This is a genomic window from uncultured Sphingomonas sp., assembly GCF_913776855.1.
Classification (GTDB): domain Bacteria; phylum Pseudomonadota; class Alphaproteobacteria; order Sphingomonadales; family Sphingomonadaceae; genus Sphingomonas.
This window is the reverse complement of the sequence record NZ_CAJYQD010000042.1, coordinates 54,823-80,099: the sequence shown is the minus strand read 5'-3', so window position 1 is coordinate 80,099 and position 25,277 is coordinate 54,823. Positions and strand designations below refer to the sequence as shown.

Below are 25,277 nucleotides of genomic sequence, written 5' to 3'. Positions count from 1 at the left end.
CCCTTGGCCAGATCGGCGGCGTGGGCGGCGAGCTTGTAGGTCACCACGCCGACCTTCACGTCGTCGCGGTCGGGCAGGCCCAGATGCTCCTTGGGCGTGACGTAGCAGAGCATCGCCGTGCCGTACCAGCCGATCATCGCAGCACCAATGCCGCTGGTGATATGGTCGTAGCCGGGCGCGATGTCGGTGGTGAGCGGCCCGAGGGTATAGAAAGGCGCTTCGCCACAGACCTGCAGCTGCTTTTCCATATTCTCCTTGATCTTGTGCATCGGCACGTGGCCGGGGCCTTCGATCATGACCTGCACGTCCTGCGCCCACGCACGGTGGGTCAGTTCGCCCAGCGTGAACAGCTCGCTGAACTGCGCTTCGTCATTGGCGTCGGCGATCGAACCGGGGCGGAGACCATCGCCCAGCGAATAGGCGATGTCATACGCCTTCATGATCTCCGTGATCTCGTCGAAATGTTCGTAGAGGAACGATTCGCGGTGATGGGCGAGGCACCATTTGGCCATGATCGACCCGCCGCGCGAGACGATGCCGGTCACGCGCTTGGCGGTCATCGGAATATAGGGCAGGCGGACGCCGGCATGGATGGTGAAGTAATCCACCCCCTGTTCGGCCTGTTCGATCAGCGTGTCGCGGAAGATGTCCCAGGTCAGTTCCTCGGCGATGCCGCCGACCTTTTCCAGCGCCTGGTAGATCGGCACGGTGCCGATCGGGACCGGCGAGTTGCGGAGAATCCATTCGCGGGTGTCGTGGATGTTGCGGCCGGTCGACAGGTCCATGACCGTGTCGGCGCCCCAGCGGATCGACCAGACGAGCTTGTCGACTTCGGCGGCGACGTTCGACGCGACCGCGCTGTTGCCGATATTCGCGTTGATCTTGACCAGGAAATTGCGGCCGATCGCCATCGGTTCGGTTTCGGGGTGGTTGATGTTGTTGGGGATGATCGCCCGGCCGCGCGCCACTTCGTCGCGGACGAATTCGGGGGTCACGTAATCGGGGATCGCCGCGCCGAAGCTCTCGCCGTCCCGAACATACTCGCGCAGCATCTCGCGGCCGAGATTTTCGCGGGTCGCGACATATTCCATCTCGGGGGTGATGATGCCGCGGCGGGCATAGTGCATCTGGCTGACGTTTGCGCCGGCCTTCGCGCGCAGCGGGCGCTTGACGACGCCCGGGAAGGGCTGGACGCCGCCCGAGCGGTCGGGGCCGAGCTGGCCGTTATCTTCGGGGCGGAGTTCGCGGGCGTCATATTCCTCGACATCGCCGCGCGCGCGAATCCAGTCGCGGCGCAGTTGGGGCAGGCCGGCCATGATGTCGATGCGGGCATTGGGGTCGGTGTACGGGCCGGACGTGTCATAGACGTTGAGCGGCGGTTCGCCGGACGACGGGTCGAGGTCGATCGCGCGCATCGCGACGTTCAGCGGGCCGACGTGAATCTTGCGGCTGCCACGGATCGGGCCGGTGGTAACGCCGATTTCGGTCTTTGCGGGGATGTCTGCCATATTCCACTCCATGCGGAGGGGGCGGGACTTGTCTGACCGCTCCCTCCCTACGCCGGTGTCAGCCGGATCAGGTTCAGCGGGTCAAAGGCTGCGGCCTTCCTCTCAAGCGTGACGGAACGCTCCCCCGGGGACGGGGTGGTTGTAGGCGGATTGGCAGTGGGCGTCAAAGTGTTGGTGGGTGGCCCGCCACGACCCGCCGTCATTCCGGCGGAGGCCGGAATCCATGGATGGGGCGATGGCGCGGGAAAATTGAGAACACCCGACACAATGGATTCCGGCCTTCGCCGGAATGACGATGGTCGGTTGGGGTGCCGCCCTGCCGCTACAACAGGTCGAGCTGGCCGCTCGGCCCCTCGCCCCCGCCGAAGCCGGCCATCGTCACGCCCACCAGCCGCAACCCCATGCGCAAGGGGTAGAGCGTCGCGATCAGGCTGCGGGCGGTGGCGTGCAGCGTCGCGCGGTCGGCGACGGGGGCACTCAGCGTGCGGCTGCGGGTGACGATGCGGAAATCGGCATATTTCGCCTTTACCGTGACGGTGCGGCCATGCTGCCCGGTCTTTTCGACCCAGTCCCAGACGTCGTCGGCCATCGCCAGCACGCGTTCCTCGATCGCCTCCGGGTCGGTCAGGTCGGTGTGGAAGGTGGTTTCGGAGCCCGACGATTTGCGCACGCGGTTGGGGCGGACCGGGCGGTGGTCCTCGGCACGGGCGATGCCGTGATACCAGCTGCCCGCCTTGCCGAAGGTGCGTTGCAGCGCGGGAAGGTCCCAGGCGGCGAGGTCGGCGCCGGTGCGGATGCCGAGCGCCTCCATGCGTTCGACCGTCTTGGGGCCGATGCCGTGGAACTTGCCGACCGGCAGCGATGCGACGACGCGCGGGCCGGCCTTTACGGGGATGACGAACTGTCCATTGGGTTTGTTCATGTCGGAGGCGAGCTTCGCGAGGAACTTGTTGTAGCTGATCCCGGCCGATGCGGTGAGGCCGGTGACCTCGAGGATGCGGGCGCGGATTTCCTCGGCCGTCGCGGTGGCGCTGGGCAGGCCGCGACGGTTGGCGGTGACGTCGAGATAGGCTTCGTCGAGCGACAGCGGTTCGACCAGATCGGTATAGTCGTGGAAGATGGCGCGGATCTGGCCGCTGACCGCCTTGTACACCTCGAAGCGGGGGCGGACGAAGATCAGGTTGGGGCAGCGGCGGATGGCGGTGACCGAGGGCATGGCGGAGCGCACGCCGAACACGCGCGCTTCGTAGGAAGCGGCGGCGACCACCCCGCGCCCGCTCGACCCGCCGACCGCGACCGGCTTGCCCTTCAGCTCGGGCGCATCGCGCTGTTCGACCGACGCGAAGAAGGCGTCCATGTCGACATGGATGATCTTGCGGATGGGGTCCGACATTGCGCCGGTTTACAATGGCCTGCGCAAGAACAAAAGGCGAATGGCTACCGCTGCCGTACCCCGCGCAGGCGGGGGTACGGTTGGGATGGGGCCTGTTCTCTTATTTACCCGCACCCCGGCGGACGCCGGGGTCCAGTTGGGGGGACGCTACTGGCTACGAACGAGCGTTCCGTAACTGGACCCCGGCCTTCGCCGGGGTACGCCCGGTGTTGGGGTAAGCGAGTACCGGGATGAAGGTCAGCTGTTCGTCAGGTTCAGGAACACGTCTTCCAGATCGGCCTCGCGCGTCACCACGTCGACGATGCCGTACCCCTGCGCCGCCACCGCCGCGAGCACCTCACCGGCGTTCGCCACGTCCTTGCGATAGGTGATCGCGAGCAGCCGGTCGCCCTTGCGCTCGACCTTTTCGAAGCAGCCGGCATCGGGCAGGTCCGCCACATCGCGGTCCAGCGTCAGTTCGACCGCCTTTTCCTGCGCCATGCCGACCAGTTCGCGCGTCGGTTGGTTGGCGACGACGCGGCCATGGTTGATGATGGCGATGCGGTCGCAGAGCTGTTCCGCCTCCTCCAGATAGTGCGTCGTCAGCACCACCGTCACGCCGTCGGCGTTGAGTTCGCGGACATAGTCCCACAGCTGGTTGCGCAATTGGATGTCGACGCCGGCGGTCGGTTCGTCGAGGACGAGGACGGGGGGCGAATGGACCATCGCCTTGGCGACCATCAGCCGCCGCTTCATGCCGCCCGACAGCGTCCGGGCATAGGCGTTGGCCTTGTCCTCCAGATGCACCGCGCGGAGCAGGTCCATGGTGCGGCGCTGCGCCTTGGGCACGCCGTAGAGACCCGCCTGGATTTCCAGTGTCTCGGCGGGGGTGAAGAACGGGTCGAACAGGATTTCCTGATTGACGATGCCGATCGACGCCTTGGCGTTGCGCGGATGCCGGTCGATGTCGAAGCCCCAGATCGACGCGGAGCCGCTGGTCTTGTTCACGAGGCCGGCAAGCGTGTTGATGAGCGTCGACTTGCCCGCGCCGTTCGGCCCCAGCAGCCCGAAGATCGTCCCACGCGGCACGTCGAACGACACGCCGTCCAATGCGACCTTGGCAGGCGCCCCGCCCTTCCCCGCTGCATAGGTCTTGCACAGGTCGCGGATCGAAATGGCGGCTTGGGTTTCCATGGGATTGGCCGATACGCCCGTGACGCCCCCAAGGGAAGCATCGACTTGTCGAGCGACGAAGCGATTGCTATTCGCTTGCGCCATGCTGCCTCCGCCCGAACTCCTCCGCGTCACCACCCCCCGCGTCGCCTGCGACGGTGCCGGCGACATCGCCCCTGCACTGGGCCATCCGCGCGTGTGGCTGCAGATCGACGAGACGGGCTATGTCGATTGCGGCTATTGCGACCGGCGCTTCGTGCTGATCGGTGGCCCCGCCGATGGTGCGGACCACAGCCAGCTGAAGGATCACGGGGACGGCGCCGGGCGCTGACGACCGGATCGCCGGCGTGACACCGCCCCCGCCGCCATCCGGGTGCGGCGGCGCGCCTATTCGACCGGTGCCGCCGGTTCGCTCGTGGCGCCCTTGACCAACCCGTCCAGCGTCGCGCTGTCGAAGCCCAGTTCCTTCATCAACCCGTCGATGACCGGCGCCTGTGCGCGGTAGCGTAGCGCGGCGCTGACGGCGGCGTTGGCAAGGTTGCCGTCATTGCCGCCGCCGCCGGTCGATGCAGTGCCCGCCGTGGCGGTGCCGCCCGATGCGCCGCCCAGGCCATCGACCTGCACGATGCGAATGCTGTCGATCGCCTCCATCGGCCTGGCCGCCTCACGCACCAGTTCGGGCAGGACGTTGAGCAGCGCGAGGCGGGTTTGCAGCGACACCTGTTCGTTCGACAACAGGTTCGCCGCTTCGTTGACCGCGCGCTGGCCCGCCGCCTCCACCTCGAAGCGGACGCGACTGGCGTCGGCGCGCAGCTTTTCGGCCTCCGCCTCACCCTCGGCAGCGGCGCGCAGCGCAGCGGCACGGTCGGCGGCGGCCTGTGCCTCCGCCTCGGCCTGTACCTTGATCGCGATCGCGGCGCGTTCGGCCTCGCGCGCGGCGTCGATCAGTTCGATGCGCTTCTGGCGCTCCGCCACCTCGGTTTCGCGCGCGGTGCTGACGCGTTCCTCGGCAGCGACTGCCTCGGCGCGCGCCTGATCCGCCTCAGCCTTGGCCTGGCTTTCCTGGCGGCTCTTGTTCTGGACCGCGATCTGCTGTTCCTGCCGGGCGATGGCGAGGGCCTGTTCCTGCGCGATGCGGGCTTCCTGGATCGCGCGGTCGGCCTCGATCTGCGCGGCGTCGGTCTGCTGCTTGGCGGCGATGCGTGCCTGATCGGCCTCGCGCTGGCGATCGGTCTGCTGACGCGAAATCTCGCTGGCCTGTTCGGCGCGGCGCACCTCCAGCTCGCGCTCCTGCTCCAGCCGGGCAAACTCCGCATCGCGGGCGATGGTGAAGGAGGTGCGCGACGCCTCGAGATTCTTTGCCTCGATCTGGACCCGCGTATCCTGTTCGATGTCGTTGCGGGTCTTCTTGCGCAATTCAATCTGCTCGGTCAGCTTGGTCAGACCCTCTGCGTCGAAGGCGTTATTGGCGTTGAAATGCTCGATCGACGTCTGGTCCAGCCCGGTCAGCGAGACGCTTTCCAGCTCCAGCCCGTTCATCGCCAGGTCGGCGGAGGAGACCTGCTGCACCTTCTGCACGAATTCGCTGCGCTGTTCGTGGAGCTGGTTCATGGTCATGCCGGCGGCGACCGAGCGGAGCGCGTCGACGAACTTGCCCTCGACCAGTTCCTTCAGCGCCTCCGGGTGCATGGTGCGCTGGCCCAGCGTCTGGGCGGCGGTGGCCAGCGCCTCGCGATCCGGCCGCACGCGGACGTAGAATTCGGCGCGCACGTCGATCCGCAACCGGTCGAGCGTGATGAGCGCGTCGCCGTTGCGCCGTTCCACCGCCAGCCGCACGGTGTTCATGTTGACCGGCATGGTTTCGTGCAGCACCGGCAGCACCAGCGCGCCGCCGTTCATCACGACCTTTTCCCCGCCGAAACCGGTGCGGACGAACGCGATCTCCTTCGACGCGCGCTTGTAGAGGCGGGCCATGACGATGCCGATGACGATCAGCGCGAGCAGCGGCACGCCGGCATAGATCAGGACGGCGCTGAGGCCGGCAGGCACGATGTCGGTCATATTTCCATCCAGTCGGTGAGGCGAGGGGAGCTGTGCAGGATCGCACGGAACGACGGGCCTTCGCGCCGGACGAGCAGCACGGTGTCGCCCTCCACGAAGCTGTCGGCGGGGTCGTTGGGTTCGACCAGCACGTGATGCGGCTGGCCATGGGGATCGAGGACGCGGGTGCGCGCGGGCGATCCGGCAGCGGCGCGGCCGATGGTGACGATGCCGGTACGCCCGACCAGATCGTCGATCGCGAACGCGGTCGTTTCATCGCGCGGCAACAGGCGGGCGAGCAGCCGGGCAACGGCGGAGGTAAGGGGGAGCGCCGCGACCAAGGCGGCGGGGACGGCGATCCATGGCGACACCAGCGCGCCGGTCGTCGCCTGTGCGACCTGCTGTCCGGCAAGTCCGACGCCGCCGAACACTGCGAGGAAGGCGACCAGCAGCACCAGCAACGGTACGCGCCCGATGCCGAGCCAGTCGAGCAGCCCGGAATCGAGATCCAGATCGAGATCGAGGCCGCTGCTGCCCAGCCCCACCGCCTCAATCGCGCCGATCAGCAGCATCAACACCCATGCCGCCGTGAAAACGACCGCCTCCGGTGCGATGAAAAGCTCCATCATCCCCCGGCTCCCCTGTTGTTGCAGGAGAGTAACGGGTGGACGCCGGGGGTCAACCGTTACCGGCGCAGGATTGCGGGATCAGGACCGATCCCGCCGCACGACAGCCATCGATAGCGTCAGAAGCTGTAGGCGACGCCGACCGCGCCCAGCCACTGGTTGCTCGACCCGTTGCGCGCGACGATCGGGCTGTCGGCGAAGTCGTTCAGCAGCTTGCGATAGACGACGGTGCCGAACAGCTGCCAGCCCGAGCGCAGGTCGCCGCTGATCGACCGGCCGCCGATCGCACCGACCGTCCAGTTCTTCCACCCGCCCCGCGCGTTATAGACGGGCAGGCCGCTGGCCAGCGACTGGGCCTGCGTGATCGAGAAATAATTGTCGGCATAGCCTTCGCCGACCCGCTCGCCCGACACGAAGATGCCGGCGATCGCCTTCAGGCTCAGCGGCGTGACATAGGTGACGGTCGGGGCGAGGACGGTCGAGCCGTGGCCGCCGGCCACGTCCTTGCGATAGCTGAGCGAGGCCGACAGGCGGTCGAACTGCGAGGTGATGACCCCGGTCTTGCCGATGCCGACATAGCCGCCCAGTTCGATCGCGGTGCCGACCTTGCCCAATGCCCGAACCTGCGCATCATCGATGCCCTTGGTCGAGTTGCGGTTGAGGTTGATGACCGCGATCGGGCCTGCCTGGAAATCCCAGGTCGGGCCGACGCCGTCACGGATCAGGTCGACGCTGGCGCGATTGCCGGCCACCAGGAAGTTGAACCCCGATACGCGGCCGGTCGCGGCCGGCACCGGCGAGAAGCTGTAGTCGTCCGACCCTTCATAGTCCGGCAGCACGGCGGCGCCGAGGCCGACGACGTAGAAATCGCCACCGGTATCGTCGTTGGGAACGGCGGATGCGGGCACCGTCGGCCCGGCAGCGTCCTGCGCAAGGGCGGGCGAGGCAAAGGCGGCAGCGGTCAGGACGGCGGCGAGAATGGCGCGCAAGGGCGTGGCTCCGAGAAAATATTACAGCCGCGTAACGCTATCCCGCCGACTTTGGTCCGCAACTTCTACTAGAGCAGATAGCGAATCCGTACCTGTTGCATGGTTACATCACCTGCCAGCGGGAACTCCGCCGCGCTGAACTTGGGTGGGCCGAAGCGGATTGCCGGATTTCGCGAAAAGCCGAAGCCTTCGCGCGGGATGCCGGCAAAGGTGTCCAGCTTTGCATTGTTGTTTTCGTCGTGGATCACCGACACGGCATAGTCGCCGCGGCCCAGCCCGGCGATGCGAACGCCGGGCGTGCCGGCGGCAAAGGTGCGGGTGACAGCGTTGCGATCGTCGGTGCAGCCGGGGAAATTCTTGGGATCGGCGGTCAGGCAGAGGCGGATCACCCCCTTGGTCGAACGCAGGTCGCTGATCCGGACGTCAAGCGTGCCGGTCGGCATCGCGCCGGGCAACGTGGCCAGCGCCAGCACCGCCAGCGCGACGCGCCGCACGCGCGCGCTCTTTCTCGAAGTCGCCAAGGCCGCCATCGGTGCCGCACAACCGGTCCCAGAAGCGGAAATAGAGCCCGAAATTGCAGCCATAGCGTTCATGATGCCTCTGATGATGGCTGGCGGTAATCAGCCAGCCGCCCAATCGCCCCGCCCACATGAATCTCGGGAACATTTCCCAGCCCATATGGTTGGTGACGCCCATAACCGTCATGATCGTCAGCACCAAGGCGAGTGCGCCGAGGTGAATTGGAATGGCGAATACCAGTAGCGGAATTACCACAGCGCCGGTCAGCGCCTCGATCGGGTGGAACGCCATCGCCGCCCATGCGGTCGGCGGGCGGCTGGCATGGTGGACGGCATGGGCGATCCGGAACCATTTCGGCCGGTGCATCCAGCGATGGGTCCAGTAGAACCAGGTGTCGTGCGCGAAGAGATAGAGCAGCACCGACAGCGGCAGATACCAGAGCGGCCAGGCGTGGACGTCCGCGTAAATCTGCGTCCAGCCGCGATGCTGCCACCCCCAGGCGACGATGCCGGCCGGAATGCCGTAGATCGCGGCGGACAGCAGGGACCAGCGGATTTCCTTGGCGATCTGCGGATCGAGGCCGCGATAGAGGCCGGGATGCCGCACGCGGGTCGCAAAGGCGAAGCCGGCCGAGGCGAGCAGATAGCGCACGCCCACGATCAGCGTCATCGCCACGGCGGACAACAGGATAGCCAGCGGGATCGACATGGGCGGGGCTTAGCGGATTGTGGGCGGGGATGACAGAAATTCCTCCCCGGCACGGGGAGGAGTTTCCGCCGTTGCTACCGGGACTTCGCTCCCCTAGGGCGGGGCGATGCCAACCATTCATCAATGCGACCTCGCCATCGTCGGCGGGGGATTGTCCGGCGCGCTGGTCGCGCTGGCGGCGGCGAAGCGGCGGCCCGATGCGCGAATCCGCCTGATCGAAGGGGCCGCGCAGTTCGGTGGCAACCATGTCTGGTCGTTCTTCGGCAGCGACGTGGCGACCGAGCAGCGGGCATTGGTGGCGCCGCTGGTCGCCCATGGCTGGCGCGGCTACGACATCGCCTTTCCCGCGCACAGCCGCACGCTCGACACCACCTATTATTCGATCACGTCGGAACGGCTCGACACGGTGCTGCGCGATACCCTGCCCGCAGAGGCGCTGATGGCATCGGCTCGGGTGCTGGGGGCCAGCCCGACCGCCGTCGTGCTGGCGGACGGCGACCGGGTGGAGGCGCAGGGGGTGATCGACTGTCGCGGCCCCGGCGACCTGTCGCTGCTCGATCTCGGCTGGCAGAAATTCATGGGGATGGAGCTGCACACCGCCTATCCCCATGGCGTCGAGCGCCCGATCGTGATGGACGGGTCGGTCGAACAGCTCGACGGCTATCGCTTTCTCTACACGCTGCCGTTCGATGCCTCGACGCTGTTCGTCGAGGATACCTATTACAGCGACACCCCCGACCTCGACACGCAGGTGCTAGCGGCGCGCATCGCCGCCTATGCCGCGGCAAAGGGCTGGGACGCGGCGACCGTCGGACGCAGCGAAACCGGCGTGCTGCCGGTCGCGATGGGCGGCGATTTCGAGGAATATTGGCGTTCGGGCGGCAACCGCGTGGCGAAGGGCGGGATGCGCGCCGGGCTGTTCCATCCGCTGACCGGCTATTCGCTGCCCGATGCGGTGCGCCTTGCGCAGCTGGTCGCCGACAGCGCCGACTGGTCGGGGGGCGCGCTCCACACGCTGACGCATGATTTCGCGGCCACGCTGTGGAAGAAGCGCGGCTTCTACCGAATGCTCGCGACAATGTTGTTCCGCGCGGCGGACCCGGTGGAACGCTACCGCGTGCTCGAACGCTTCTACCGGCTGGACGCGGGGCTGATCGGACGCTTCTATGCGGGCAGGTCGACATGGGTCGATCAGGCTCGGGTGTTGATCGGCAAGCCGCCGGTGCCGATCGGGCGCGCGGTACAGGCGTTGATGGGGAGACAGGGGTGAAGACGGCAGTCGTTATCGGCGCAGGGTTTGGCGGCCTCGCGCTTGCCATCCGACTGCAGTCGGCGGGCGTGCAGACGACGTTGGTCGAGGGCCGCGACAAGCCCGGTGGCCGCGCCTATTACTGGGAGCGCGACGGCTTCGTCTTTGACGCCGGCCCGACCGTCATCACCGCCCCCGAGGCGTTGCAGGAATTATGGGCCTTGACCGGCCGCGACATGCGCGAGGACGTGACGCTGGAACCGGTGTCGCCCTTCTACCGGCTGAACTGGCCCGACGGCACGAATTTCGACTATACCAACGACGACACGCTGCTGCGCTCCGAAATCGCCAAGCTCGATCCGGGCGACCTGGCCGGATACGCCCGCTTCCTCGAATATTCGGCGGGGGTGTATGAGGAAGGCTATGTGAAGCTGGGGCACGTGCCGTTCCTCGACTTCGCATCGATGATCAAGGCCGCGCCGGCGCTGGCGAAATATCAGGCGTGGCGATCGGTCTATTCGATCGTGTCGTCGTTCGTGAAGAACGACAAGCTGCGCCAGGCATTGTCGTTCCACACTCTGCTGGTCGGCGGCGATCCGATGAAGACCAGCAGCATCTATGCGCTGATCCACAAGCTGGAACGCGACGGCGGCGTGTGGTTCGCGCAAGGCGGCACCAACAAGCTGGTCGCCGGCATGGTGCGCCTGTTCGAGAAGCTGGGCGGCACGCTGATGCTCGGCGATCCGGTCAAGAGCATCGACACGCTGGGCGACCGTGCGACGGGCGTTACGACCAGGGGGGGCGTGGTGGTCGGCGCCGACATGGTCGCGACCAATGCCGACATCGTCCACAGCTATCGCGACCTGTTGTCCGGATCGCGCAGCGCCCAGCGCCGGGCACAGAAGCTGGAGAAGAAGCGCTTCTCGCCATCGCTGTTCGTCGTCCATTTCGGCATCAAGGGCACGTGGCCGGGCATCCCGCACCACATGATCCTGTTCGGCCCGCGCTATAAGGGGTTGCTCGCCGACATCTACGACCATGGCGTGCTGAGCGAGGATTTCTCGCTTTATCTCCACCATCCGACCGTCACCGATCCGTCGATGGCGCCGGAGGGGCATTCGACCTTCTATGCGCTGTGCCCGGTGCCGCACACGGGCAAGTTCCCGGTCGATTGGGACCAGATCGGCCCGATCCTCGAAAAGCGCATTCTGGACGAGGTGGGCCGGCGGCTGATCCCCGACATCCACGAACGGATCGTGACGAAGTTCAGCTATATGCCCAGCGACTTCACCCACGACTTGAACGCCTATCAGGGATCGGCCTTTTCGCTGGAACCGATCCTGACGCAGAGCGCGTATTTCCGGGCGCACAACCGCGACGACGATATTGCGAACCTGTATGTGGTCGGGGCGGGCACGCATCCGGGCGCCGGGATTCCGGGGGTCGTGGGGAGTGCGAAGGCGACGGCGGGGCTGATGCTGGGGGGTGAGGACTGAAGCCCTTACTCCACCGACACTAAACCAAAGCCCCACCCACCCCGTTTGCTTCGAGCGGAGATTCGAGCTTGTCGAGAACCGAAGTCGAGAAGGGGTTGCCCCAAACGACCGAGTTCTCGACGGACGCTTCTCGACAAGCTCGAAGCTGCTCGAACCGAACGGGGGGAGAGGAAGAGGAAGGGTGGACAGGTTAGGGCCGGGAAAGCCCCCGCTTGCTCCCCCTCCCCCAATCGCCTAACCCCGGCGCCATGAAGCGCCTAGCCATCTATTGCGGGTCCGCGACCCCCGCCGACCCAGTTTATATCGACTCCGCCCGCGCCGTGGGGCGGGCAATGGCCGAACGGGGCATCGGCGTCGTCTATGGCGGTGGCAAGCTCGGGCTGATGGGCGCGGTCGCCGATGGCGCGATCGAGGCGGGCGGCGAGGTGATCGGCGTCATCCCGACCGCGCTGGTCAAGGCGGAGGCGGCGCATCGCGGCCTCACCGAACTCCATGTCGTCGACACCATGCACCAGCGCAAAAAGGCGTTTACCGACCTGTCCGACGGCTTCGTCACCATCCCCGGCGGCACCGGCACGATGGACGAATTGTGGGAGGCGATGAGCTGGGCACAGCTTGGCTATCACGCCAAGCCGGTCGGGCTGCTCAACACCGCCGGGTTCTACGACCATCTGATCGCGTTCGTCGCGAAGATGGCGGAGGTCGGGTTCATGCGCCCGATGCACCGCGACATCCTGCTGGTCGCGGATACGCTGGACGTGCTGCTGGAAAAGATGGCCGCGCACAAGCCGGTGCAGGCGATCATCCATATGGCCGCCAGCGACCTTTGATCGATTCGCGCGCCGAACTGGTCGCATATGCCCGCGACACGATCGCGCGTGGCTCGAAGAGTTTCGCGGCGGCCAGCAAGCTGTTCGATCCGGTAACGCGGGAACGGGCGTGGCTGCTCTATGCCTGGTGCCGCGCCTGCGACGACATGGCCGATGGACAGGAGCTGGGCCATGGCATGAAGCGGGTCGACGATGTGCAGGACCGGTTGCTGCTGATGCGGATGTGGTCGGCACAGGCGCTGGCGGGCAAGCCCACCGGCAACCCGGCGTTCGACGCGCTGGGCGCGGTCGCCGCCGATGTCGCGCTGCCGGCGTCGCTGATCGATGACGTTCTGGACGGGTTCCAGCTGGACGCCGATGGCTGGCAACCGGTGACCGAGCAGGACCTGTACCAATATTGCTATCACGTCGCGGGCGCGGTCGGCGGGCTGATGGCGGTGGTGATGGGGGTGCCGGCACAGGACACGGACACGCTCGACCGGGCGTGCGACCTGGGCCTGGCGTTTCAGCTGGCCAATATCGCGCGCGACGTGGGCGAGGATGCCGGGGTCGGGCGCTGCTACCTGCCGCGCGACTGGCTGCACGAACAGGGCATCGATCCCGCCGACCCGATGGCGACGCCCGATCGGATTTCGGTCCTCACCCGGCGCATGGCGGCGCGGGCGGCGCTGCATGAGGACAGCGCGCGCGTCGGTGCGGCGCGGCTGCCGTGGCGTTCGGCATGGGCGGTGCTGGCCGCGGCCGACATCTATGGCGGGATCGCACGCAAGGTCGCGGCCGCCGGCCCCGCCGCGTGGGACAAGCGGCAGACGACGTCGAAGGGGGAAAAGATCGCCGCGATCGCCCGCGCGTTCGTGGCGGCGCGGTGGCGCCCCGTGCCGGACACCCCGCGCGATCCGGTGCTGTGGACGCGGGCGGCCTGATCCACTCCGGCCGAACCGTTCATGCCGAGAAGGGGCCGAGCTTATCGAAGACCCGTATCGAAGCACCCTTGGCGGTCCTTCGATACGCCCTTCGACAAGCTCGGCGGCACCTCAGGACGAACGGGAGCGGCAGTGGCAAGCGCTCACGCTTCCTCCTCCACCTTGTCGGTCGCAACGGTGATGTCGCGGCCGAGCAGGTGCTGCACATAGATACGCTGCACCAGCACGAACATCACGATGGTCAGCGGTGCGGCGAGCAGCACGCCGATGAACCCGAACAGCAGCCCCATGCCGATGACCGAGAACAACAGCACGGCGGGCGGCACGTCGACGGCGTGCTTCTGGACGATCGGTTGCAGGATATTGCCCTGGATCTGCTGCACGATCAGGAACAGCGCGATCGTCCACAGCGCGGTGGAGGGCGACTGGGTGAAGGCCAGCATGACGGCGGGCAGCCCGGCGATGATCGGCCCGACATAGGGCACGACATCCATCAACCCGGCGATCAGGCCGAGGCCGATCGCGGCGGGCACGCCCAGCAGCCATAGCCCGGCCGTCGTCAGCACGGCGACGACGACGATCGCCACCGCCTCTCCCTTCATCCAGCCGCGCAGGCCCCCGGCGGCATCGTCCACCGCCTGCCGAGCGACCGGTTCGACCGAAGGCGGCACCAGCTTCACCAGCCCGCGCCGGTAGAGTTCGGGATCGGCGGCAAGGAAGATCGCGCCGACCAGCACCAATACCGCGTCCGACAGGCCCGACCCGATCGAGAGGACATAGGTGCCCGCGCGCGACATGATCGTCGACAGGTCGCTGCTGCCCTGCGACAGCAGTTCGCGCGCCGGTTCGCCGATGCCCCAGCCGTCAAGCTGCCCCTGGATCGCCTGCAGCGCGGAGGGGATTTCCTGGCGGATGGTGTCGAATTGCTGGACCAGCTGCGCGCCGAACCCGAAGAAGATGCCGATGACGATGCCGAGCAGCAGGATCACCGACAGCGCCAGCGCCAGCCCGCGCGGCAGCCGGGTCCAGCGCTGGATACGGTTCGCCACCGCGCTGAACAGCACGGCGATGGTCGTCGCGGCGAATACCAGCAGGACCAGCCGCATCATGCTGACCAGCAGGAACGCGGTTCCCGCGATCGCCAGCACCATCACCGTCATCGCCGCGACCCGGCCATAGCCGGGGGTCGAGCGCTCTGCGTCGCTGTTCGTCACATACTTCCCCTTTGGACCGTGAACGGACGGAACCCGGCGACGTTCCCCTGCCATATCGCCATCGCAACGATTGCACACCGCATCATCACTCGCTAATGCGAGCTACTATCAAGTGCAAATAGGGGATTGGCGTTGCGGGGGTTGTGGGTTTTGGCAGTGGCGACGGCACCGGTGCCGGCAATGGCGCAGCAGGCGGCGACGCCGGGCGACGATGCGGAGATCGTGGTGCAGGGACGGGCGCAGCAACTCTATCGCACGCTGGTGACCACCGTCGGCAAATCGGCGCAGGACCCGCTGGACATTCCGCAGGCGCTGCAGGTCATCAACAACGACCTGTTCACCGACCAGGGCGCACGCGATGCGACCGACATCTATCGCAACATCTCCGGCATCAGCACCTTCAGCTATGCCGGCGTCACCTTTCGCGGGTTCCGCCAGGATGAATCCTTTTACGACGGGATGCGCGGCAACCCGTTCATCGGCTTTACCGTGCCGCAGCTGTTCAATGTCGACCGGGTCGAGGTGCTGAAAGGGCCATCGGGCCTGTTCTTCGGCCCCGGCGCGCCGGGCGGCATCATCAACTATGTATCGAAGACGCCATCGGACCGCGCGTCGCTGCGCACCGTGGTGACCGGCGGCACCTATGGCCGCGCCGGCATCTCGGCGGAAGCGACCGACCGGATCGATCGCGACGGCGTGGTCAGCTATCGTGTCGGCGGCTTTTTCGAAGCGATGCAGCCCTATCGGCGCAACACGCTCAACAGGACGTCGATCGGCGATGCCGGCCTGTCGATCCGCACCCATCCCGGCGGGCTGCTGACGCTGCAGGTCACGACCTATGACAATTACCTGCGCGCTAACCGGCTGCGCGGGGTGCTGGTCGACGATAGCGGGCGGTTCCGCACGTCGATCCGCTGGAACGCCAATGAAAAGAGCGATGCACTCCGCCTGACCTCGACGGCGTGGTCGGCGCGCTATGCGACGACGATCGGCGATGCGATCACGCTCGATGCCGGCGCGCGCCGCTTCCGGTCGACCGAACGGCAGAAATATCACGAACCGCGCGGGGTCAGCACGACCAACCCAGACCTGGTGCTGCGCGAGTTTCGCGATCAGGTACGGCCGGTCGATGGCCTGTCGTTCATGGCCAACGCCACCGCCACCGCCCGTCTTTTCGGCATGGCACATCGGTTTCAGATCGGCGGCGACTGGTATCGCGAGGACAATGGCCTCAGCTCGCGTATCCTGCGCAGCGGTGTCCTGCCGCTCAGCCTGTCCAACCCGGTCTATGGCCGGTCGGACGGCGACGCGCTGCGGGCGACGGCGCTGCCCTTCACCGACACCGACACCCGATCGCGCCGGGTCGGCGCCTATGCCCAGGACCAGATCAGCCTGACCGACACGCTGCTGCTGATCGCGGGCGTGCGCTGGGACCGGTTCGAGGATGCGGTGCGCGTCGCGACCGCCGGCCGGGTCACCAGCAATGCCAGCTACCGCGACAGCGACGTGACGTTTCGCGGCGGGCTGATCTATCGCCCGCGACCCGACCTGTCGCTCTATGCCAGCTGGTCGGAAGGGTTCGACCCGCAGGCCCCGGCCAGCCAGAACAGCGACGCGGGCGGCCCGTTCGCGCCGGTGACCGGCAACCAGGTCGAAGCCGGGGTCAAGTCGCGCCTGTTCGGTGGCCGGTTGCAGGCCAATGCCGCCGCCTATCGCATCCTGCGCAGCAATTTGTTGCAGGTCGACCCGACCCGCAGCCCGATGAACGGGGTCGATTCACTCAGCCCGATCGGTGAGGTCACCAGCAAGGGGATCGAAGTCGACCTGACCACCGACCTGACCCCGCAGTGGGTGCTGATGGCCAATTACGGCTATAACGACACGCGCGTGACCGCGACCGCCCAGGGACAGGCGGTGACCGATGCGGTCGGCAGCCGCTTCGCCAACGCCCCGGCGCACAAGGCCGGTTTCTGGAGCCGGTATCAGGTGGAGGCGATCGGCACCGCCTTTGCGATCGGCGGCGAAGCGGTGTCGCGCCGGATCAGCCGGTCGGGCCAGACGGTGCGACCCTATGCGATCTTCGACGCATCGATCACCAAGTCGCTGGGCTTTGCCGAGCTGATGCTGCGCGTCGATAACCTGTTCGACAAGTTATATGCCGCGTCGGGCTTCTCGCGGCAGACCGGCCATTTTCCCGGCGAACCGCGGACCGTCCTTGCCGAGCTACGCGCGAAATTCTGACGCCCAGGCATCGATCGCTGCCCAGCCGGCAATCCCCTTCAGCGTCCGCGCACGCATCGCCGTCATGCCGCCGAGCGCGATGACCGGGACGCGCGCGCCATCGATCAGCCGCTGGAACAGCACCCGCCCCAGTGCGGGTGCGCCGGGATGCGAGGCGGTAGCGAATACCGGTGAGACGAAGATGGCGTCTACCCCGGCCCGCTGCGCCGCGACCACCGCCTTGCGGTCGTGCGCCGGACGGGTCGCCAGCCCCTTGCCGCGCCGCGCGCGGCGCCCGTGAACCCCGTCCGCGCCGGGCAGCGCGGGTCCCGCGAGCAACAGCATATGCCGCCGCGCCCGCGCGATCCGGCGCACCGCCGCGAACAGCGCGCGGCGCTCGGCCAGCGGCGTCGCATAGTGGCGAAACACGATCCCGCTGCCGCGCGGCATCGCCCGCACGATCGGCAACAGCGCATCCCCCAGCCGCTCGTCGGTCATCAGCCAGCGTTGCGGCAAAGGGTGGCGGCGGGGCATGGCGGCCTCTATAGCGCGCGCGATGACCAAAACCGACACCCTGCTGGCTACCATCCGCGACCGGATCGCCCATGCCGAATCGATCGCCCGCCGCGACCGGGGGGCGACGACGCTGATCGCCGTCAGCAAGACCCACGACGCCGCGGCGATCCAGCCGCTGATCGACGCCGGACAGCGCGTGTTCGGCGAAAACCGCGTGCAGGAAGCGCAGGGCAAATGGCCCGCGCTGATGGACGCGACGCCGGAGATCGAACTGCATCTGGTCGGCCAGTTGCAATCGAACAAGGCCGAGGATGCCGTGCGCCTGTTCGACGCGATCCATTCGGTCGATCGCCCGTCGTTGGTCGCGGCACTGGGCAAGGCGATCGAGAAGATCGGTCGCACCCCCGCCTGTTTCCTGCAGGTCGATATCGGCGACGAACCGCAAAAGGGCGGCTGTGCCATCGCCGACCTGCCCGCGCTGCTGGCCGAGGCCAAGGCCGCCGGGCTGCCGGTCGCCGGGCTGATGTGCGTGCCCCCCGCCGGGCTCGACGCCGCGCCCTATTTCGCGCTCACCGCCAAGCTGGCGCGCGACCATGGCCTGACCGGGCTGAGCATGGGCATGTCCGACGATTTCGAAACCGCCGTGACGCTGGGCGCGACCCATGTCCGGATCGGCTCCGCGCTGTTCGGCGCGCGCGGGGTATAAAGGAATGATGATGACCCGTCCCAAGGCCCTGTTGTTCGATTTCGACGGCGTGCTGCTGGAAAGCGAATATGCCGGCAACCGCCAGATCGCCGAATTCCTGACCGCCGCCGGTCACCCGACCAGCGCCGCCGATTCGATGGCCCATTTCATGGGGCTGTCGGGCAGTCATTTCACCCAGGCGGTCGAGAAATGGGTTGGCGGCCCGGTGCCCGACGGCTTCTGGGACGCGCGCGCCATCGAGGATGCGCGGGTGCTGGCCGAGGGGGTCGATGCGGTGGCGGGTGCCGTCGCGTTCGTCCGTTCGCTGCCCGCCGACCTGCCGCGTGCGATCGTATCGTCCAGCACGAGCCACTGGATCGCCACGCATCTCGATCATCTGGGCCTGCGCGATGCGTTCGGCAACCATATCTATAGCGGCAAGGAGCATGTCGCGAACGGCAAGCCCGCACCCGATTTGTATCTGTACGGCGCGAAACAGCTGGGCGTTGGAATCGAGGATTGCGCGATCCTCGAGGATTCGCCGGTCGGGGTGACCGGAGCGGTCGCATCGGGCGCGCGGGTGATCGGGCTGTGTGCCGGATCGCATTGCGGGGTCGGCCATGACGACCGCCTGCGCGCGCTGGGCGTGACCGAAATCGCGCATGGGTTCGACGAGGTGGCGCGGTTGCTGGGGCTGGAGCCGGTTACGGCCTGACCGGGTCGGGATTGCAGCATCGTCGTCGGATCAGGCTGCCACCCCCATCCGCCCCGGACGTGGCCCCAGCGAAGGCTGGGGCCTCAAGCGGCTCCTGTCCCGTGCTGGCAGCGGGAGATCCCAGCCTTCGCTGGGATGACGTTCTGGGCTGGCGGGTTACTCGCCCTTCTTCGCCGCCTGTTCCGCCGCCGCCGGATCGACCGATGGCGCGCCCGATGCCGGGGTCGCCGCGTTCACGACATCGGCGGTGTTGGCCGGCGCACCTTCTGCGACATTGCCTTCCGCTTCGGCCGCGGCGGGCGCCGCACCGGCGGCGGGTGCGGCGGGCAGCGGCAGGTTGGAGCCCTGCGTGTTCAGATAGGCGATGACGTTCGCCCGGTCCTCCGCACTGCCCAGACCCGCGAAGGTCATCTTGGTGCCCGGCGCATATTTGCGCGGGGAGGTCAGCCACGCATTCATCGCATCGAAATCCCAGTTGCCCGGAATGCCGGTCAGCGCCGTCGAATAGGCGAAATTGGGCAGATGGCCATGCTTCTTGCCGATCACGCCCCACAGGTTCGGGCCGATGCCGTTGGCCCCGCCCTGGTTGACGGTGTGGCACGCGGCGCATTTCTTGAACACTTCCGCGCCCTTCGCCACGTCGGCGGTGGCGAGCAGCGTGGCGATCGGCACGGCGGCGGCGGCACCGCCCCCGGCTTCGGCGGCCCCCTCGACCGGATAGCCCGGCTTTTCCGGCGGTCCCGAATGGAACACCATGCCGCTGGCGATGGAAAGTCCGAGGGCGGCGGCGCAACCAGCCAATACCCAACCTGCGATGGTGTTCGTCCGGTCGTCCATGCCCTGAGCCGTCTCGCCTAATATTGGTTTTGTTTGGGGCCATGCTTAGACACGGCATCCGATACTGGCAAGACAGGGTTGCCGGGTGTGCCCGCGCCCGATAATCGCCACCCCCCATGCACAAATACGCCGCACCCGCGCGCCCGCTGGTGGCGCAGATGATCGACGCCGCCGCGCGCGAACCGAATCGCACCGTCGCCTTTCAGGGGGCACCGGGTGCCAATTCGCACGTCGCGCTGGTCCAGGCGTTTCCCGACGCGCTGCCGCTGCCGTGTTTCGGCTTTGCCGATGCGATCGACGCGGTGCGGTCCGGCCAGGCGGATTGCGCGATCATCCCGATTGAAAATTCGCTGCATGGGCGCGTGGCCGACATGCACTTCCTGCTGCCCGAATCCGGGCTGGTCATCACCGGCGAACATTTCCTGCCGATCCGCCACGCGCTGATGGGGCTGGGTCCGGTCGAGGGCATCCGCCAGGCGATGAGCCACGAACAGGCGCTGGGCCAGTGCCGCCACTGGTTGAGCGCGCGCGGGATCGAACCGGTGGCGCATCCCGACACGGCCGGCGCGGCGGCATCGGTCGCGGCGATCGGCGATCCCACCGTCGCCGCGCTGGCGCCCCCGGCGGCGGCGGCGCTGTACGGGCTGCAACTGCTGGCCGACGATATTGCCGATGCCGACCACAATACGACGCGCTTCGTCGTCCTCGCGCGCGGCGCGCTGCCCGAGTTGCCCGAGGGGCCGTGCATGACGACATTGGTGTTCGAGGTGAAGAACGTGCCCGCCGCCCTCTACAAGGCGATGGGCGGGTTCGCGACCAACGGCGTCAACATGACGAAGCTGGAAAGCTATCAGCGCGGCGGCACCTTTGCCGCGACCGAGTTCTTCTGCGACATCGAAGGGCGGCCGGGCGAGGCGCATGTCGACCGCGCGCTGGAGGAACTGCGGTTCCACAGCAAATGGGTGCGGTTGCTGGGAAGCTATGGGCGGGCACGGGAGCGGGGGTAGGCTTTACCATCCCCCTCGCATCCCGTTTGGTTCGAGCAGCTTCGAGCGTAGTCGAGAAGCGTCCGTCGAGAACGCCCCGTTTTGGGCAACCCCTTCTCGACTACGGTTCTCGACAAGCTCGAACCTGCGCTCGAAGCAAACGGGGGGAGTTGAACGGTGGTCAGTCCCCCACCCACGCCGCCAGCAGACTCCGCGCAATCGCATGGGCCGGCGGCGCGATGAAACGCGACGTATCGCCCGACAGCGCCGCGCGCACCTCGTCCCGCGTTGCCCAGAACGCCTGTTCCAGTTCGGAGGTATCGATCGTCAGCGTATCGTCCGCCGCGGTCGCGATGCAGGCGATCATCAGCTGCGACGGAAACGGCCAGGGCTGGCTGGCGACGTAGCGTACCGCGTCCACCGCGACGCCCGCTTCCTCCAGCACCTCGCGCGCGACCGCTTCCTCGACCGATTCGCCGACCTCGACAAAGCCGGCGAGCGCCGAATAACGCCCGACGGGCCAGCTCGGCTGGCGGCCCAGCAGCACGCGGTCGCCATGTTCGACCGCCATGATGACCACCGGGTCGGTGCGCGGGAAGTGCAGCGCGCCGCAGCCGGGGCACGACCGCGCCCAGCCGCCGCGCGCGACGATGCTGGCATGGCCGCACTTCGCGCAGAAACCGTGGCGCGAATGCCAGTCGACCAGGCTGCGCGCGACACCATAAAGGGCGACGTCGGCCGGCGGCATCATCGCCAGCGCGGCCATCAGCGCGGGCGACCGCATCGCCGGCGCGCTGCCATCGCCATTCCCCGCTACGAACAGCGGCGCGCCCTCCAGATAACCGAGCAGCAGCGCATCGGCCCGCGCCGGGTCCATCGCCGCGAGGTGCAGCGCGCCGTCCTCGGCCACCGGCGGTTCGAGGCCGGTCAGCACGAGCAGTCGTGCCGCCGGATCGGCCAGCGCGCGGGCGAAGGCCCCCGGATCATCCCGCTCGTTATCCGCGCGAACCAGCGCCGCGCCGGTAAAGCCGATCATCGCACCGGCCCGGCCAGATCGCTCGCCAATGCCTTCACCAGATCGTCGCGCAGCGGCCATTTGTCGGCGGGGAAGTAATTCACCATCACGGTCCCGCGCAGCTGCCGCACCGGATCGACGAATGCGACGGTCCCGGCCGCCCCGCCCCAGCCATAGGTACCCTTGCCCGGCCGTCCGGGCAGCGTCTCCAGATAGACCGAACCGCCCGCGCCGAAGCCCATCTTCGGACCGGCCTGTCCGCCGGTCGCGCCGTCGACTCCGCCAAAGGTGACTCCGGCGGGCAGCAGGTTTGACATGCCCAGCGCCACCGTCGCCGGCTTCATCACGCGCTTGCCATCCAGCGTGCCACCGTTCTGGAGCATGTGGAGGAACCGGTCGTAATCGGCCGCCGACATGACCAGCCCCGCGCCGCCATAGGGAAAGCTGGGCGGCGACAGCCACACCGAGGTCGCGGCGGGATCGACCGGCACCAGATTGTCGCCGGCCCAGGCATAGTTGGTCGCCAGCCGCCCCTTCTGTGCTGCGGGCACGGTCCAATAGGTCGAGGTCATGCCGAGCGGTCCGAACATCCGCGTCTGCAGGAACCTCTCGAACGACAGGCCCGAAGCCACCTCGATCACCCGCGCCATCACGTCGAGGCCGATCGAATAGCTCCACTTCGTCCCCGGCTCGGCGATCAGTGGGAGGGTGGCGACGCGGTTGGCGAAGTCCTCCAGCGATTTCGGCCGCGCCTGCGCCATCGCGACCTCGGCCTGCGCGTTGACGGCGGCGGGAACGATGCCGAGGCGCTCATATTCCTTCAGCAACGGCCCCTTGGTCACGATGCTGTAGCCCAAACCCGCGGTATGGGTCAGCAGGTGACGCACGGTGATCGGCGTCGTCGCCGGGCGGCTGGCAAGGCTCTTGTCGGGATCGGTCAGCACCTTCATCGACTTGAAACCGGGGATGAAGTCGCTGATCGGCTGGTCGAGCTTCAGCTTGCCGTCCTCGACCAGCATCATCGCCGCCATGCCGGTGATCGGCTTGGTCATCGAATAGACCCGCCACAGCGTATCGACATTGGCCGGCGCGGCGGTGGCGTCGGTCGCGACACGCCCGGCGGCGTGGGCGCTGGTCCAGTCGGGGCCGCCGACGACGACCACCATGCCCGGTGCCTTCTTCTGCGCCACATAGTCGCGGACCATCGCCTCGGTCGCGGGCAGCGCGCGCTGTGCGGCGGGCCGGGCGGGCGCGCGCGGCGGTGCCGCCTGTGCCCATGCCACTGCTGGCTGTACGACCAGTAACGCCGCCGTCAGCGCCAAGGCGTTCCGCATCCCGTTGAACCGCTTCATCGCATTCCCTCCACAACCGCGATCGCCCGCGCGAACAGCGTCGGCAGCCCGGCGTCGGCGATGTCCGCGACCGGCCACCATTCGCCCTGCGCGGTGTCCTCCGCTGCATCCGCCACCATGACGGTGCAGGCAAGATCGAAATGCGTGAAGCCGTGCCGGACCATGCCGACGCTGCGCCAGCCGGCGGCAAGAGGCGCGCCCTCGACGCCGGGATCGGTGTCGCGCCACGGCCCGGTCGGCAGCGCGCGCATTCCGCCCAGCAGCCCCTTGTCCGGCCGCCGCACCAGCAGCACGCGGCCGTCACGCTCCGCCCAGAACAGCGTGCCGAATCGCTGCGGCTTCGCCTTTTTCGCGGCCTTCACCGGAAAGGCGTCGGGTGTGCCCATGGCGTAGGCAGCGCAATCGTCGCGCAGCGGGCAAAGCAGGCAGCGCGGGAATCGGGCGGTGCAGACCATCGACCCCAGGTCCATCATCGCCTGCGCGAAGTCGCCGGCGCGCAGGTCGGGCGTGATGGTGTCGGTCGCCGCGCGGATCGCCGGACGGGCACCCGGCAGCGGTTCGGCAACCGCGAACAGCCGCGACACGACCCGTTCGACATTGGCATCGACCACCACCGCCCGCCGGCCAAAGGCGATCGCCGCGATCGCGGCGGCGGTATAGTCGCCGATCCCCGGCAGCTTGCGCAGTTCGGCTTCGGTATCGGGCAGCGCGCCCAGGCCTGCCACCACCCGCGCGCACGCCAGCAGGTTGCGGGCGCGCGCATAATAGCCAAGCCCCGCCCATGCCGCCATGACATCGGCATCGTCCGCCGCCGCCAGCGCCGCGAACGACGGCCAGCGCGCGGTCCATGCTTCGAAATAGGGTCGAACGCTCGCCACCTGCGTCTGCTGGAGCATCACCTCCGACAGCCACACGCGGTAGGGATCGGGCGCGGCGGTTCCGGGCGGGCTGCGCCATGGCAGGCTGCGATGGTTGCGATCATACCAGTCGAGCAACCGTTCGGCGACAGAGAGATGCTTGGCGTCCACGCCGGCTCTATGGCATGGGATGCCGGTAATGACGACGCGCCCCCGCCCCCATGCGACGATTCCCGAACCCCGCCGGCGTGGCGGTGCGCGGCCCGTGGCCGAATTGCTGCCCGACATCGGCGGCGCGGCGTTCCGCAAATTCGGTTTCGTGCAGTCGGCGGTGGTCAGCCGCTGGGGCGAGATCGTCGGCGAACGCTTTGCCCGCGTATCCGCCCCCGAATCGATCCGCTTTCCGCCGGGCAAGCGCGCCGACGGGACGCTGACGCTGATCGTGTCGGGCGCGCATGGCACGATGATGCAGCATATCGCGCCGGAAATCGTCGAGCGGGTGAACCGTTTCTTCGGTTATGCCGCGGTCGCCCGGCTGCAGTTCCGGCATGGCGAGGTGCGGCCCCGGCGCGCGGTGCCGCCGCGCCGCGAACCGCCGCCGATCCCGGTCGAGATGCACGAAAGCCTGCGCGATATCGCCGACCCGGAACTGCGCGAGGTTCTCGCCGCGCTCGCCGGGGCGGTCGCCGCGCCGCCGCCCCCCGCCATTCCGATCCTTGGCAAGGTCCGCTGATGCGTATCCTGATTCTCCTCTGCTCGTTCCTGTTCGCGCTGTTCGGGATGCCCCCGGCCAAGGCGCAGGCCCCCGCCGGTGCCGCGACGGCGCGCAACTGGACCAACAGCGTCACGATGCTGCCGACCGGCGGCGTCGCGGTCGGCAATCCGATGGCGCGGGTGCAGCTGGTCGAATGGGCCAGCTATACCTGTTCGCACTGCGCCGCCTTTGCCCGCGATGCGAAGCCCGAACTGACCGCCCTGATCCGGTCGGGTCGGGTGCGGGTCGAATATCGCACGCTGCCGCGCGATGCGCTGGACCTCGCCGCCGCCGTCCTGGCACGCTGCGGCGGGGCGAACCGGTTCGTGGCGGCGCATGATGCGATCTTTGCACAGCAGGCGGCGATGCTGGACAAGGCCGAAGCCTTTGCCGCGACGCCGGCGGCGCAGCAGCCGACGGCGACGATCGGCAAGCGGCTGGAACAGCTCGCCGGCGTCACCGGCCTGCGCACCCTGCTGCGCGGCCACGGGCTGGACGATGCGAGGATCACCGCCTGCCTGAACGACGAAGCCGCCCAGAAGCGGGTGATCGCCATCGCCGAGGCGGCCCAGGCGGCCAATATCGAGGGCACGCCCAGTTTCGAGGTCAACGGCAAGAAGGTCAAGGCCCATGACTGGGCCACGCTCAAGCCGTTCCTGACCGCCTCCTGATCCCTATAAAGAGAGTTGATGC

25 protein-coding genes and 1 riboswitch are annotated in these 25,277 nt (G+C 67.8%); of the genes, 11 read left to right on the top strand and 14 right to left on the bottom strand.

The window, feature by feature from the left end; all coding sequences use genetic code 11:
* The 3 genes from thiC to QZ755_RS13350 all read right to left on the bottom strand — a co-directional run.
* The coding region (gene thiC / locus QZ755_RS13360; protein ID WP_294323730.1) for a phosphomethylpyrimidine synthase ThiC at positions 1 to 1,508 on the bottom strand (1,508 nt) is incomplete at its 3' end.
* Positions 1,509 to 1,535: 27 nt separating this feature from the next.
* Positions 1,536 to 1,645, bottom strand: a riboswitch (TPP riboswitch).
* A gap of 185 nt (positions 1,646 to 1,830) precedes the next feature.
* Entirely contained in the window at positions 1,831 to 2,901 is a 1,071-nt protein-coding gene (gene dinB, locus QZ755_RS13355; RefSeq protein ID WP_294323724.1) for a DNA polymerase IV, read from the bottom strand.
* A gap of 237 nt (positions 2,902 to 3,138) precedes the next feature.
* Positions 3,139 to 4,074 (bottom strand): ABC transporter ATP-binding protein, encoded by a 936-nt coding sequence (locus QZ755_RS13350; protein ID WP_294323719.1) that lies wholly within the window; start codon positions 4,072 to 4,074, stop codon positions 3,139 to 3,141.
* Between the two features lie 82 nt (positions 4,075 to 4,156).
* On the opposite strand from QZ755_RS13350, the gene QZ755_RS13345 reads away from it, so the two are divergent.
* Positions 4,157 to 4,384: a zinc-finger domain-containing protein gene (locus QZ755_RS13345; RefSeq protein ID WP_242414999.1), complete on the top strand. Its 228-nt coding sequence runs from the start codon at positions 4,157 to 4,159 to the stop codon at positions 4,382 to 4,384.
* Between the two features lie 56 nt (positions 4,385 to 4,440).
* Here the strand turns inward: QZ755_RS13345 and QZ755_RS13340 are convergent, their stop codons facing one another.
* The 5 genes from QZ755_RS13340 to QZ755_RS13320 form a co-directional block, all read right to left on the bottom strand.
* Complete coding sequence (locus QZ755_RS13340) at positions 4,441 to 6,114, bottom strand: flotillin domain-containing protein (RefSeq protein ID WP_294323717.1); 1,674 nt, start codon at positions 6,112 to 6,114, stop codon at positions 4,441 to 4,443.
* Positions 6,111 to 6,722 carry an OB-fold-containig protein gene (locus QZ755_RS13335; protein ID WP_294323715.1) on the bottom strand — a complete coding sequence of 204 codons (612 nt, stop codon included), beginning with the start codon at positions 6,720 to 6,722 and terminating at the stop codon, positions 6,111 to 6,113. Before QZ755_RS13335 ends, QZ755_RS13340 begins: the two co-directional genes overlap by 4 nt.
* A gap of 116 nt (positions 6,723 to 6,838) precedes the next feature.
* Positions 6,839 to 7,708, bottom strand: coding sequence for a MipA/OmpV family protein (locus tag QZ755_RS13330; protein WP_294323713.1), 870 nt, complete (start codon positions 7,706 to 7,708; stop codon positions 6,839 to 6,841).
* A 68-nt stretch (positions 7,709 to 7,776) separates the two neighbouring features.
* Complete coding sequence (locus tag QZ755_RS13325; RefSeq protein WP_294323708.1) at positions 7,777 to 8,202, bottom strand: DUF2141 domain-containing protein; 426 nt, start codon at positions 8,200 to 8,202, stop codon at positions 7,777 to 7,779.
* On the bottom strand, positions 8,132 to 8,935 hold the full coding sequence (locus QZ755_RS13320; RefSeq protein WP_294323705.1) for a sterol desaturase family protein: 804 nt from the start codon (positions 8,933 to 8,935) through the stop codon (positions 8,132 to 8,134). The genes QZ755_RS13325 and QZ755_RS13320 overlap by 71 nt, the downstream gene beginning before the upstream one ends.
* A 106-nt stretch (positions 8,936 to 9,041) precedes the next feature.
* Between QZ755_RS13320 and crtY the strand changes: the two genes are divergently transcribed.
* From crtY to QZ755_RS13300, 4 genes are all read left to right on the top strand, one after another.
* Positions 9,042 to 10,205 carry a lycopene beta-cyclase CrtY gene (gene crtY / locus QZ755_RS13315; protein ID WP_294323703.1) on the top strand — a complete coding sequence of 388 codons (1,164 nt, stop codon included), beginning with the start codon at positions 9,042 to 9,044 and terminating at the stop codon, positions 10,203 to 10,205.
* Positions 10,202 to 11,680 carry a phytoene desaturase gene (locus QZ755_RS13310; RefSeq protein WP_294323701.1) on the top strand — a complete coding sequence of 493 codons (1,479 nt, stop codon included), beginning with the start codon at positions 10,202 to 10,204 and terminating at the stop codon, positions 11,678 to 11,680. The genes crtY and QZ755_RS13310 overlap by 4 nt, the downstream gene beginning before the upstream one ends.
* A gap of 248 nt (positions 11,681 to 11,928) precedes the next feature.
* Positions 11,929 to 12,510, top strand: coding sequence for a TIGR00730 family Rossman fold protein (locus QZ755_RS13305; protein WP_294323699.1), 582 nt, complete (start codon positions 11,929 to 11,931; stop codon positions 12,508 to 12,510).
* Positions 12,507 to 13,433: a phytoene/squalene synthase family protein gene (locus QZ755_RS13300; protein ID WP_294323697.1), complete on the top strand. Its 927-nt coding sequence runs from the start codon at positions 12,507 to 12,509 to the stop codon at positions 13,431 to 13,433. The genes QZ755_RS13305 and QZ755_RS13300 overlap by 4 nt, the downstream gene beginning before the upstream one ends.
* A gap of 143 nt (positions 13,434 to 13,576) precedes the next feature.
* Here the strand turns inward: QZ755_RS13300 and QZ755_RS13295 are convergent, their stop codons facing one another.
* Positions 13,577 to 14,647, bottom strand: a complete 1,071-nt coding sequence (locus tag QZ755_RS13295) for an AI-2E family transporter (RefSeq protein WP_294323696.1) — start codon at positions 14,645 to 14,647, stop codon at positions 13,577 to 13,579.
* Positions 14,648 to 14,803: 156 nt separating this feature from the next.
* Here QZ755_RS13295 and QZ755_RS13290 point away from each other — a divergent pair, with 156 nt between their 5' ends.
* Positions 14,804 to 16,888 carry a TonB-dependent receptor gene (locus QZ755_RS13290; protein WP_294323693.1) on the top strand — a complete coding sequence of 695 codons (2,085 nt, stop codon included), beginning with the start codon at positions 14,804 to 14,806 and terminating at the stop codon, positions 16,886 to 16,888.
* On the opposite strand, the gene QZ755_RS13285 is transcribed toward QZ755_RS13290, so the two are convergent.
* Positions 16,871 to 17,401, bottom strand: a complete 531-nt coding sequence (locus QZ755_RS13285) for a thiamine phosphate synthase (protein ID WP_294323691.1) — start codon at positions 17,399 to 17,401, stop codon at positions 16,871 to 16,873. The two genes, QZ755_RS13290 and QZ755_RS13285, sit on opposite strands and share 18 nt — an antisense overlap.
* 22 nt (positions 17,402 to 17,423) lie before the next feature.
* Between QZ755_RS13285 and QZ755_RS13280 the strand changes: the two genes are divergently transcribed.
* Positions 17,424 to 18,089: a YggS family pyridoxal phosphate-dependent enzyme gene (locus QZ755_RS13280; RefSeq protein WP_294323689.1), complete on the top strand. Its 666-nt coding sequence runs from the start codon at positions 17,424 to 17,426 to the stop codon at positions 18,087 to 18,089.
* Positions 18,090 to 18,099: 10 nt separating this feature from the next.
* The gene (locus QZ755_RS13275) at positions 18,100 to 18,783 is read left to right on the top strand and encodes an HAD family phosphatase (RefSeq protein ID WP_294323685.1); all 684 of its coding nucleotides are present in this window, start codon (positions 18,100 to 18,102) and stop codon (positions 18,781 to 18,783) included.
* Positions 18,784 to 18,939: 156 nt separating this feature from the next.
* Here QZ755_RS13275 and QZ755_RS13270 read toward each other — a convergent pair whose 3' ends face one another.
* Positions 18,940 to 19,620 (bottom strand): cytochrome c family protein, encoded by a 681-nt coding sequence (locus tag QZ755_RS13270; RefSeq protein ID WP_294323682.1) that lies wholly within the window; start codon positions 19,618 to 19,620, stop codon positions 18,940 to 18,942.
* 116 nt (positions 19,621 to 19,736) lie between these two features.
* Here QZ755_RS13270 and QZ755_RS13265 point away from each other — a divergent pair, with 116 nt between their 5' ends.
* Complete coding sequence (locus QZ755_RS13265; protein ID WP_294323680.1) at positions 19,737 to 20,627, top strand: prephenate dehydratase; 891 nt, start codon at positions 19,737 to 19,739, stop codon at positions 20,625 to 20,627.
* Positions 20,628 to 20,787: 160 nt separating this feature from the next.
* On the opposite strand, the gene nudC is transcribed toward QZ755_RS13265, so the two are convergent.
* The 3 genes from nudC to QZ755_RS13250 are packed head-to-tail and all read right to left on the bottom strand — an operon-like array spanning position 20,788 to position 24,001.
* Positions 20,788 to 21,642: an NAD(+) diphosphatase gene (nudC, locus tag QZ755_RS13260; protein WP_294323673.1), complete on the bottom strand. Its 855-nt coding sequence runs from the start codon at positions 21,640 to 21,642 to the stop codon at positions 20,788 to 20,790.
* The gene (locus QZ755_RS13255; protein WP_294323670.1) at positions 21,639 to 22,973 is read right to left on the bottom strand and encodes a serine hydrolase domain-containing protein; all 1,335 of its coding nucleotides are present in this window, start codon (positions 22,971 to 22,973) and stop codon (positions 21,639 to 21,641) included. Before QZ755_RS13255 ends, nudC begins: the two co-directional genes overlap by 4 nt.
* On the bottom strand, positions 22,970 to 24,001 hold the full coding sequence (locus tag QZ755_RS13250) for an A/G-specific adenine glycosylase (RefSeq protein ID WP_294323668.1): 1,032 nt from the start codon (positions 23,999 to 24,001) through the stop codon (positions 22,970 to 22,972). The genes QZ755_RS13255 and QZ755_RS13250 overlap by 4 nt, the downstream gene beginning before the upstream one ends.
* A gap of 28 nt (positions 24,002 to 24,029) precedes the next feature.
* Here QZ755_RS13250 and QZ755_RS13245 point away from each other — a divergent pair, with 28 nt between their 5' ends.
* Both QZ755_RS13245 and QZ755_RS13240 read left to right on the top strand, forming a co-directional pair.
* The gene (locus QZ755_RS13245; protein WP_294323665.1) at positions 24,030 to 24,563 is read left to right on the top strand and encodes a DUF721 domain-containing protein; all 534 of its coding nucleotides are present in this window, start codon (positions 24,030 to 24,032) and stop codon (positions 24,561 to 24,563) included.
* Positions 24,563 to 25,255 carry a thioredoxin domain-containing protein gene (locus QZ755_RS13240; RefSeq protein WP_294323664.1) on the top strand — a complete coding sequence of 231 codons (693 nt, stop codon included), beginning with the start codon at positions 24,563 to 24,565 and terminating at the stop codon, positions 25,253 to 25,255. The genes QZ755_RS13245 and QZ755_RS13240 overlap by 1 nt, the downstream gene beginning before the upstream one ends.
* Positions 25,256 to 25,277 lie beyond the last annotated feature (22 nt).

What these genes read in the sequence shown, in the direction of transcription:
- dinB (WP_294323724.1), bottom strand. Translation starts at nt 2,901, where the DNA reads ATGTCGGACCCCATCCGCAAGATCATCCATGTCGACATGGACGCCTTC.
- QZ755_RS13350 (WP_294323719.1), bottom strand. Translation starts at nt 4,074, where the DNA reads ATGGAAACCCAAGCCGCCATTTCGATCCGCGACCTGTGCAAGACCTAT.
- QZ755_RS13345 (WP_242414999.1), top strand. Translation starts at nt 4,157, where the DNA reads ATGCTGCCTCCGCCCGAACTCCTCCGCGTCACCACCCCCCGCGTCGCC.
- QZ755_RS13340 (WP_294323717.1), bottom strand. Translation starts at nt 6,114, where the DNA reads ATGACCGACATCGTGCCTGCCGGCCTCAGCGCCGTCCTGATCTATGCC.
- QZ755_RS13335 (WP_294323715.1), bottom strand. Translation starts at nt 6,722, where the DNA reads ATGATGGAGCTTTTCATCGCACCGGAGGCGGTCGTTTTCACGGCGGCA.
- QZ755_RS13320 (WP_294323705.1), bottom strand. Translation starts at nt 8,935, where the DNA reads ATGTCGATCCCGCTGGCTATCCTGTTGTCCGCCGTGGCGATGACGCTG.
- crtY (WP_294323703.1), top strand. Translation starts at nt 9,042, where the DNA reads ATGCCAACCATTCATCAATGCGACCTCGCCATCGTCGGCGGGGGATTG.
- QZ755_RS13305 (WP_294323699.1), top strand. Translation starts at nt 11,929, where the DNA reads ATGAAGCGCCTAGCCATCTATTGCGGGTCCGCGACCCCCGCCGACCCA.
- QZ755_RS13285 (WP_294323691.1), bottom strand. Translation starts at nt 17,401, where the DNA reads ATGCCCCGCCGCCACCCTTTGCCGCAACGCTGGCTGATGACCGACGAG.
- QZ755_RS13280 (WP_294323689.1), top strand. Translation starts at nt 17,424, where the DNA reads ATGACCAAAACCGACACCCTGCTGGCTACCATCCGCGACCGGATCGCC.
- QZ755_RS13275 (WP_294323685.1), top strand. Translation starts at nt 18,100, where the DNA reads ATGACCCGTCCCAAGGCCCTGTTGTTCGATTTCGACGGCGTGCTGCTG.
- QZ755_RS13270 (WP_294323682.1), bottom strand. Translation starts at nt 19,620, where the DNA reads ATGGACGACCGGACGAACACCATCGCAGGTTGGGTATTGGCTGGTTGC.
- QZ755_RS13265 (WP_294323680.1), top strand. Translation starts at nt 19,737, where the DNA reads ATGCACAAATACGCCGCACCCGCGCGCCCGCTGGTGGCGCAGATGATC.
- nudC (WP_294323673.1), bottom strand. Translation starts at nt 21,642, where the DNA reads ATGATCGGCTTTACCGGCGCGGCGCTGGTTCGCGCGGATAACGAGCGG.
- QZ755_RS13255 (WP_294323670.1), bottom strand. Translation starts at nt 22,973, where the DNA reads ATGAAGCGGTTCAACGGGATGCGGAACGCCTTGGCGCTGACGGCGGCG.
- QZ755_RS13245 (WP_294323665.1), top strand. Translation starts at nt 24,030, where the DNA reads ATGACGACGCGCCCCCGCCCCCATGCGACGATTCCCGAACCCCGCCGG.
- QZ755_RS13240 (WP_294323664.1), top strand. Translation starts at nt 24,563, where the DNA reads ATGCGTATCCTGATTCTCCTCTGCTCGTTCCTGTTCGCGCTGTTCGGG.